At 54.4% G+C, this 8,433-nt stretch carries 7 protein-coding genes; 4 read left to right on the plus strand and 3 right to left on the minus strand.

The window, feature by feature from the left end; translation table 11 throughout:
* On the plus strand, positions 1 to 589 hold a 589-nt coding region (locus L691_RS0107005), incomplete at its 5' end, for an FAD-dependent oxidoreductase (RefSeq protein ID WP_025689629.1).
* Positions 590 to 874: 285 nt separating this feature from the next.
* A complete protein-coding gene (locus L691_RS0107010) occupies positions 875 to 2,851 on the plus strand; it encodes a sigma-54-dependent Fis family transcriptional regulator (RefSeq protein WP_025689630.1) in 1,977 nt (658 codons plus the stop codon).
* A 58-nt stretch (positions 2,852 to 2,909) separates the two neighbouring features.
* On the opposite strand, the gene L691_RS0107015 is transcribed toward L691_RS0107010, so the two are convergent.
* Positions 2,910 to 4,085 (minus strand): M23 family metallopeptidase, encoded by a 1,176-nt coding sequence (locus L691_RS0107015; RefSeq protein ID WP_025689631.1) that lies wholly within the window; start codon positions 4,083 to 4,085, stop codon positions 2,910 to 2,912.
* Positions 4,086 to 4,292: 207 nt separating this feature from the next.
* On the opposite strand from L691_RS0107015, the gene lipA reads away from it, so the two are divergent.
* Both lipA and L691_RS31145 read left to right on the plus strand, forming a co-directional pair.
* Complete coding sequence (gene lipA / locus L691_RS0107020) at positions 4,293 to 5,198, plus strand: lipoyl synthase (RefSeq protein WP_025689632.1); 906 nt, start codon at positions 4,293 to 4,295, stop codon at positions 5,196 to 5,198.
* A gap of 45 nt (positions 5,199 to 5,243) precedes the next feature.
* The gene (locus tag L691_RS31145) at positions 5,244 to 5,933 is read left to right on the plus strand and encodes a YutD family protein (protein WP_025689633.1); all 690 of its coding nucleotides are present in this window, start codon (positions 5,244 to 5,246) and stop codon (positions 5,931 to 5,933) included.
* A gap of 125 nt (positions 5,934 to 6,058) precedes the next feature.
* Here L691_RS31145 and L691_RS0107030 read toward each other — a convergent pair whose 3' ends face one another.
* Positions 6,059 to 7,513 (minus strand): S41 family peptidase, encoded by a 1,455-nt coding sequence (locus L691_RS0107030; protein ID WP_084653928.1) that lies wholly within the window; start codon positions 7,511 to 7,513, stop codon positions 6,059 to 6,061.
* Positions 7,514 to 7,524: 11 nt separating this feature from the next.
* Positions 7,525 to 8,433, minus strand: a 909-nt coding sequence (locus tag L691_RS0107035) for a stalk domain-containing protein (protein ID WP_025689635.1), incomplete at its 5' end; no start/stop codon positions are given.

Here is an 8,433-nt window from a genome sequence, read left to right on the forward strand (position 1 = left end):
TGGCCGCCGTCCGATGACGTCGGGACTTGGGCTTGAGATTCTCGGCGTCTCTATGAAGAAGGGCGCCATAGAGGTAGACCGCAACATGCAGACGGCGGTGCCGTCCATTTACGCCATCGGCGACTGCGTCGGCGGAATCATGCTGGCGCATGTCGCCTCGGCGGAAGGCGTCGTTGCGGTGGAGCATATCATGGGGAAGCCGTCCCCGGTGGATTTCCGGACGGTGCCGTCCTGCGTGTATACGAGACCGGAGCTGGCTTCGGTCGGTTTGACCGAAGACGGCGCCCGGGAACAAGGATTGGAAGTGAAGACGGGAAGCTTTCCGCTTCAGGCCAACGGTAAATCCATGATTATGGGCGAAACCAATGGTTTGGTCAAATATGTAACCGATGCGCGGACCGGTGAAGTACTCGGACTTCATATTGCCGGTCCAAGGGCCACGGATATGATCGCGACCGGCGCACTGGCGATTCGGCTGGAATCGACGGTGGATGAAATCGAAACGACGGTGCATGCGCATCCAACCGTGTCTGAAGCTTTGCTCGAAGCGGCGCTGGCCGTGAATCATCGCGCGATCCATTCGCATTAAGCGAAGCTCCCTGCTTCCGCCTGCGGATAAGATGAACGGACGCTGCCTTTTCCCATATTGGGAAATTGTCATGAGAAGTTCATCTTATCCGTTTTTTTGCATGTATCAGCTTCCAGGCAGCCCCTTATAATAAAGCAAGAGTGTAAGCGCATACAAATATAACTCGCGGTCGCCAGCGCGCGGTGGGCCGATACCTATTGGCAGTCGGGTAACGCCGTTTCTTGAGGGCATCTGCTGCGCGGGAAGCGCCAAAAGCATGCAAAGACAAGGGGGAGGCGGCTTATTATGATCAGTTATCCGACTACGGTGAGAAGCTGGGATGCTTTTGAAGAACAGGGGGAGGTCCCAGAAGGAATACGGCCTGTTATTGCCGCTTCATGGAGGAGATGCCGGATGGCCGGAGTTAACCCGCAGCAGGGAAAAGGGGTGCAGGTATCCAAGGAGGAGCTGGCGCGGCGGCTGGAAGAGAAGAGCCTGCTCATATCCGTAGCCAAACCGATTATGAACAGCATCTATCAGGTGATCAAGGATACCGTTTACGCCATCGTTCTGACTGACCAGGATGGGGTGCTGCTCAGCACCCTGCTTAACAAGGAGATTGAGCCGGAATGCGCGAAGGTGAATTTTATCGAGGGGGCAAAATGGGATGAGCTCAGCGTCGGCACCAACGCCGTCGGAACCGCGCTGGCCATCGACATGCCTTTGCAGGTGCTCGGGGGCGAGCATTACTGCGAATCGCATCATGCATGGACCTGCTCGGCGGCCCCTATTCATGATAGCTCCGGGAGAGTGATCGGATGTTTGGACCTGTCAGGCAAAGCGGAGGATGTGCATCCCCATACCTTCGGCATCGCTGTATCGGCCGTAAGCAGCATCGAAGAACAGCTTAACGTGCTGGAGACGAACCAGCTGATGAATGCCGTATTTCAGTCGATGCAGGACGGACTGCTGGTGATTGATACGGACTATCGGGTCAGGCAGTTTAATGAACGGCTGGCCTCGATTTTTATGCTGGGGATGGAAGAGGTTCGGAGGCTGGATATTAAGGAACTGCTGCAGGATGTCGATCTAGACGGCGTGTTCCGGAACAAGCGCTGCATCAGTTATGCGGATTGCACACTTACAGTAAATGGCAGAAAAATCGATTGCATGGCCAATATCTTTCCATACTCCTTTGGTGATCGGATCATCGGAGCGTCGCTTACGATCCGGGAAGCGAGGCAGGTGCGCAGAGAGGTTAATCAGCTTGCCGGCTTCAAGGCGAACTACCGGTTTGAGGATATCGTAACCCATCATCCTTATATGCGGGAACAGATCGATTTTGCAAGGAAAATCGCCAGAACGAACTGCACGGTTCTGATCGAAGGAGAGAGCGGCACCGGCAAAGAGCTGTTTGCCCAGTCCATTCATAACGGCAGCTTGCGCGCGGATGGACCGTTTATCGCTATAAATTGCGCGGCGCTCCCGAGAGAATTGGTAGAGAGTGAACTGTTCGGGTATGAAAAAGGCTCATTTACCGGCGCGCTGCGTGAAGGCAATCCCGGAAAGTTCGAGCTGGCGAATGGCGGAACCCTATTTCTGGACGAAATCGGGGAACTGTCGCTGGAGATCCAAGCCAAGCTGCTGCGGGTGCTGGATAACCACAAGGTCCGGCGAATCGGCGGCAAGCATGAACGCACGCTGGACGTCCGGGTCATCGCGGCCACCAACCGCGATCTGCTGGAGGAAATTTCGCAGAAGACTTACCGCAGCGATTTGTATTACCGGCTCAATGTCATTAACCTCAAGCTGCTGCCGCTGCGGGAGCGTACCGAGGATCTCGCGCCGCTTGCCCAGCTCTTCCTCCGCAAGTGCAATCGGGATAATCCCGGGCCGGCCAAACGGTTTGACCCCGCATTTCTGGAAAGACTGCAAGACCGGCAGTGGAGAGGGAATGCGCGTGAACTGCAAAACGCGGTACAGCGCGCCTACTATCTATGCGGCTCGGAATGTATTTCCGAATCGGATGCGGTCCGGGTTCCGTCCGGGCAGAAGGAAAACAGCCCGCCGGACCCGCGTCCTACGCTCGCCCATGCGTCCGCACCTGCCGATCCTTGCTCAGTCAAGAGCATGCGGCAGAGCGAGATAGAGAGCATCCGCCGCGCGCTGGATGCAAGCAGCGGTAATGTTGTGGGGGCTGCCCGGATGCTGAATATCGGCAAGTCGACCTTGTACCGCAAACTGGCGGAATACGGCATTGGCAGAGACGAATCTGGACGCTAAAGTCTTCTATTTCGGCGGGAAACGGAAGTTCTCTCCACGAGAAGACGCACCACTTTTCTCAATATGTGTTCTTGCCAAAGCTGCCCTTTTTGTTCTTATGCAGCGCCTTCCGTTCCGCATTCTCCCACTGCTTCAGCAGCGGATAAGGATCGAAGGCCCATTCTGTGAGCCCGCGGTCTTTATATATGCCGTAGTGCAGATGCGGCGGGAATTTACCCTGAGTGCCCGGTTTGCCGTAGCCGGAGCTGCCGGCCCAGCCAAGCTGCTGTCCGGGAGTGACGATATCGCCGGCGGACAGCGATTTATCAAAGCCGGAGAGGTGGGCGTAATAGTGGTAGCGGTTCTCGATGTCGCGGATGCCGATCCGCCAGCCGCCGTATCGGTTCCAGCCCTTGGTCTCCACAATGCCGTAACAGGTACTCCGCACAGTAACGCCGTACGGTGTGAACAGGTCGGTGCCTTCATGTATCCGCGCGCCGCCCCAGCTTCTTCCGGTTCCCCAGGTGCTGTGGAAGGAATAGGTGCTGCCGAGCGGGAGCGGAAAAGCGCTGCCCGACAAATCCAGACGGCCGAAATGATCGTACAGCTTCGCGAATTGGGCGACGCGCTGGGAAGCGCGGGGGTTATGGTAGTATTCCCAGACGCCAATGCCAAAGTCGCTGGCGGAATTGCCGTATTTCATCAGGTGGCGGGCCATCGTGTACAGCGCGTCGAGATCGTTCTCCGGATCGGCTTTGCCGTCTCCTGAGCCGTCGCGGCCAATGCCGTTGAAGAAGGCAATTGAAGCCGGAGAGACGTCCTCCTGGTTGGGATTCAGCGGTCCACACCATAGCGGCGCCGGGATATGAATTCCGGTGAGGCGCTGAGATTCACCGCTCCTGCCTTTACTTTTTTTGGTAAGGGTACGCTCATATTGGTCAATGGCGGCAAAACGGAACCAAGGAATGCCTGTGGCTGCACTCATTTGATCGTATAGCTCCTGGCGGATGGCAAAGACGTTTCCGGCGTCGGCAGAACGAAGGGTATTCCGTGAACCGGAGGTAGAACTGCCGTTTTTAGCGGCTTGAGGTTTACCTGCTGGCTTATCTTTTTTTTCCGGGACTGCTGTGGTTCTCGTATCCTTCGGAGGGGTAAGACCGGCATTTACCGCCGGATTGTCAAGAGTTCCCCATAGCAGAGCCGCCGCAGATAGAGACAGCAGTACCCGTCTCGTATTTACGCTCCATAACGGCACAGTAATAGTTCTCCTTTCATTCCGTATGAACTAAGCTATATCTTAGATTGAACAAATCCGCACATTTTATACCGCTGGATTCTGGCCTCGCTATTGAGTTTGTCACTCTTCCTTCACAAAAGCAGGCATTTCCCTACGGCGCATGTTATAATGAAAGGCAGTAACTTTAAAGCTTTTCACATTCAGTCGGAAGAGGGGTTTACTACCATGACCAGAAAAGAAACTGCCAAACAACCCAAGCCGGATTGGATTCGGATTAAGCTGACGACCGGCGAGAATTATCAGGATATTAAAGGGATGATGCGTTCTAAAACTTTACATACCGTCTGCGAAGAGGCACGCTGCCCGAACATTTACGAATGCTGGGCGAACCGTACCGCTACTTTTATGATCCTGGGCGATATTTGCACCCGCGCCTGCCGTTTCTGTGCGGTTAACACCGGGATGCCTACCGAATTGGATCTTCAGGAGCCGGAACGAGTGGCCGAAGCCGCAGGAGGCATGAATCTGCGGCACTGCGTCGTAACGAGCGTGGCGCGCGACGATTTGAAGGACGGCGGAGCGAAGATTTTTGCCGAGACGGTTGCCGCGATCCGCAGACGCCTGCCGCTGTGCAGCGTGGAAGTGCTCATTCCCGATTTTCTCGGCGACCAGGGCAGTCTCCAGATTGTTATGGACAGCAATCCCGACATTCTGAATCATAATATCGAGACCGTCGAGCGCATGTCCGACCGGGTGCGGGCGAAGGCGAAGTACCGCCGCTCCCTGGAGCTGCTGCGCCGGGCTAAAGAAATGAAGCCGAACATTCCGACCAAGTCCAGTATTATGCTGGGCGTCGGCGAGGAGTGGGACGAAATTTTGCAGGCGATGGACGACTTGCGCGAGGTTGACTGCGATATCCTTACGCTGGGCCAATATCTGCAGCCTTCTCCGCAGCATCTGGACGTCGTCAAATACTATCCGCCGGAGGAGTTTGTACGGCTGAAGGAAGAGGGATTGAAGCGGGGCTTCAGCCACGTTGAGGCTGGGCCGCTCGTACGCAGTTCTTACCATGCGCATGAGCAGGTCGAATCGGCCGCGAAGACCCGCGGGGAACGCACGGCGGCCAACTGACCGCCGGCGCAACATATTTTTTTGTGAAAGGCAGGCGAGTCTTGCTTGATCATTATAGGCGGCAAAAGCTACGAGCTCATGGTGAATCATAAGGAAGGCTGGAATCCGGAAAGCTTCCGTGGAAGGTACAGCGAGGTGCTTGACCGCTACGACTATATTGTTGGCGATTGGGGCTACAACCAGCTGCGTTTGAAAGGATTTTACCGGGATAATCACCCGAAAGTGAACCGGGACACGGCGATTTGCGGATTGGTAGATTATATCAATGAATATTGCAATTTCGGCTGTGCCTATTTCGTCCTCCGCAAGCTGAAGGATGCGCCGAAGGACCCAAATGCCAAGGATATTCTGATCAAGGAGCCGGGAGAGGTTCCGAAGGAAATCTTTGTCAAGGAGGCCGCTTCCCAGGAGACTTCCGCCAAGAAGGAAGCCATTCCGCAATTATCCTCCAGGAAGTTCCAAGCGGAGTCGGCAGTTTCCCGGGAGCAGCCAGTTAAAGAATTTACTCCCAAGGAGAGACCGTTCAAGGAACGCAGCAGAGATAACAGGAACAAGGAATATCAAGGCAAAAAAAGCGGATCGCGTGAGATTCAGGCGCGCGAAGCTCAGGGCTTGGAGAATCAGGGCCGGGAAAACCAGGCGCGGGGGAACCAAAACAGGGATTACCAGAACCGGGAAGCCAAAGCTAGGGACACTCGGCAGAAGCCGCCCCAAGGTCCTGCGGGCCAGCAATAACGCCATCGAAGCCACCGGCTTAGGGGCCGATACCATGAATAAAGGTGCCGCCGACGTTCAGCCTGAACGTTGGCGGCACCTTTATTATTTTAGGCCAAAATAGTGGATGTGGATAAGGATTGCCCTTATTTTACGGATAGCGTCAGACGATTTTGCGTCTGGTTATAGGCCCAGACCAGGGACGGAAATTTCTTCTTGAAGGCACCCAGTGCAATGAAGGTTTCCCCGTTTTGGGAGAGCGCTTCTTTGGAGGAAACGGTAAAGCTGGATGCTTTGCCGGACCCGGTAGTCACGATGACCTTCTTATTCTTGGCGTCCCATGCCAGATTGCTCTCTACAAGTGCGGAGAGTACGCGGGCAGAGCCGTAGATTCTGCCGCCCTGTTTCACCAGACCGACATTGCCGGCAAAGGCGGTGCCGCCAACGTCCAGAATGTGATTGTCGCCCGCAGCCTCAATCGATTTCATGCCCGCAAGCTGAAGGGCGGTAATAATCTGCGCCGCCTCGCCCTTGACCTCAAGATCCGGCGAGAGCCCGATATGGTTGAAATCGGCTTTGCTTGGAGTCAGATACCGTTCCGTGGTCAGCTTGAGCAGACCGCCGTCGGAGAGGTCCAGCAGGCTTTGAATCCGCGCTTTTCCGAAGGTTTGGGTACCGACAACGGTAGCCAGATGATTGTCATGCAGCGCCCCGGTCAGTGCTTCGGAGGCGCTGGCGGTATATTCGTTCGTTAGAATAACTACGGGCACATTCATTTTAGAGCCGTCCGTAATCGTTACCGGAGTAAGCTCGCCCGTGTTGTCCGCAGTGTACATCATGATTCCCTTGTCAATGAATTGAGAGGCGATGTTATAGGCGGAATCCATGTACCCGCCCCCATTGTTCCGGAGATCGAGGACCATGGATTTCATTCCCGCCGCGCGCATTTTTTTGAGTACGGCTGCAAATTCTTCGTCCGAATCCTCTGTGAAGCCGTTCAGCGAAATATAGGCGATTTTCGGCCCAACGATTTTGCCGGAAACGGATGGATAATTGATCTCGCTCCGCTTTACGGTGTAAGTCTTGGCCGCCCCGCCGCGCTGGATGAGCAGCGTGACTTTGGTCCCTGCCTCTCCGCTGATCGGATCGTTCTTTATCTCGCTGACTTTCACACCGTTAATCTTCAGAATCGTATCCCCGCGTTTGAGCCCTGCGCTTTCCGCAGGCGATCCGGGCATGATCTGTTCGATATACAGCTCGTTACCCGTAAAGACCAATTGTACCCCGATACCCACGTAATCCAAGGCCAACTGATTTTGAAACTCTTTACTCTCCTCGCCGCTGAAATACTGGCTGTAAGGATCGTCAAGCGAGTCTACCATACCGTCGATCGCAGCGCGGATCAGGGCATCCCTGTCAGCACCGGTCAAGTTGTAGTTCTCTATGTACTGCATAACCTCATTAATCAATTCGGTTTCCGAAGAAGTCTTACTGGCGGCCTCACTGCTATCGGCGGCAAAAGCAGCGGGAGATAAAACTAGCGATAAAGCTAGACAGCTTCCGGCGGCTGCGGCCGTTAATTTTTTGAATGATCTCATCATAAAAACATCCTTTACGGATTATTTGTTTCGCCTTCCATTGTATCGGAGACGGTGTAGCTGTTACTGATGGTCCAGGTGCCTTCTGCTGACTTGTTCAGTACCAGAATGAGGGTCTGGTTGTAAGTCGCCGATTCATTCTTATCCGTAATTTGCCGCTCGACATAGGCGGCTGCTTCATTTTCGCTGTAGTAAAAGACATTTGAAGCTGAGACGGCATAGCTCAAATTATACGACTTGAAGAAATCCTCCCAGGATTTTTTTTGCGTATCTTTAAGTGCTTCGCCATGAGAAGTTAAGGTGGATAGCGTTCCGGCCACATTTTTGTCGTTCAGGCTCTGATAATGGCGTTTGAGCAATTCCTGAATGGCTGTACTGATGCTTTGCGGCATTTCAGCGGGCTTCATCCCTTGGTCTCGCGTCAAGAGAAGGGTCGATTTCTGAGTCTGTATATTCGATACCTTCCATGATCCGTTACGGACAAGGGTATAGATATACTCGTCCTGCGTGTCCGGAATATAGGCTCCTCCGATGCGGGTGGAGGTCTCTACTGTAGCCACCGTAGCTTCATTCGCATCAAGGCTAAGGATATCGACGCTCTTGATTTCGCTCTTCAAATCGTAAGTGCGGAATGAAAATTCAATGGCGCTGATACTCAGAGCGAAGTCCGAGCCTGCCTGGGACAAAGAGGTAATCCCCGCTGTATTCTCCGAGTTAAAATAGCTCGTCAGCGTGCTCATCAGGGAGACAATGTCCGCTTTATCCTGGCTTTTGGATACAGGTCTTGTAATTTGGACGCTTCTTGAGGACGCGTTCCAGACTACGCCGCCGCCGGTGGCTTCGCCGACAAAACGCAGCGGCACATAAGCGGTTCCGCCGGACTCGACGGGAGCGGCCGGCAGCTTGCGGACCACGCTGTTGAC

Origin of the sequence: Paenibacillus zanthoxyli JH29 (assembly GCF_000520715.1) — a bacterium.
GTDB lineage: Bacteria > Bacillota > Bacilli > Paenibacillales > Paenibacillaceae > Paenibacillus_AQ > Paenibacillus_AQ zanthoxyli.

Coding starts and splice junctions, on each gene's coding strand:
- L691_RS0107030 (WP_084653928.1), bottom strand. CDS start 7,513: ATGATGAGATCATTCAAAAAATTAACGGCCGCAGCCGCCGGAAGCTGT.
- L691_RS0107010 (WP_025689630.1), top strand. CDS start 875: ATGATCAGTTATCCGACTACGGTGAGAAGCTGGGATGCTTTTGAAGAA.
- lipA (WP_025689632.1), top strand. CDS start 4,293: ATGACCAGAAAAGAAACTGCCAAACAACCCAAGCCGGATTGGATTCGG.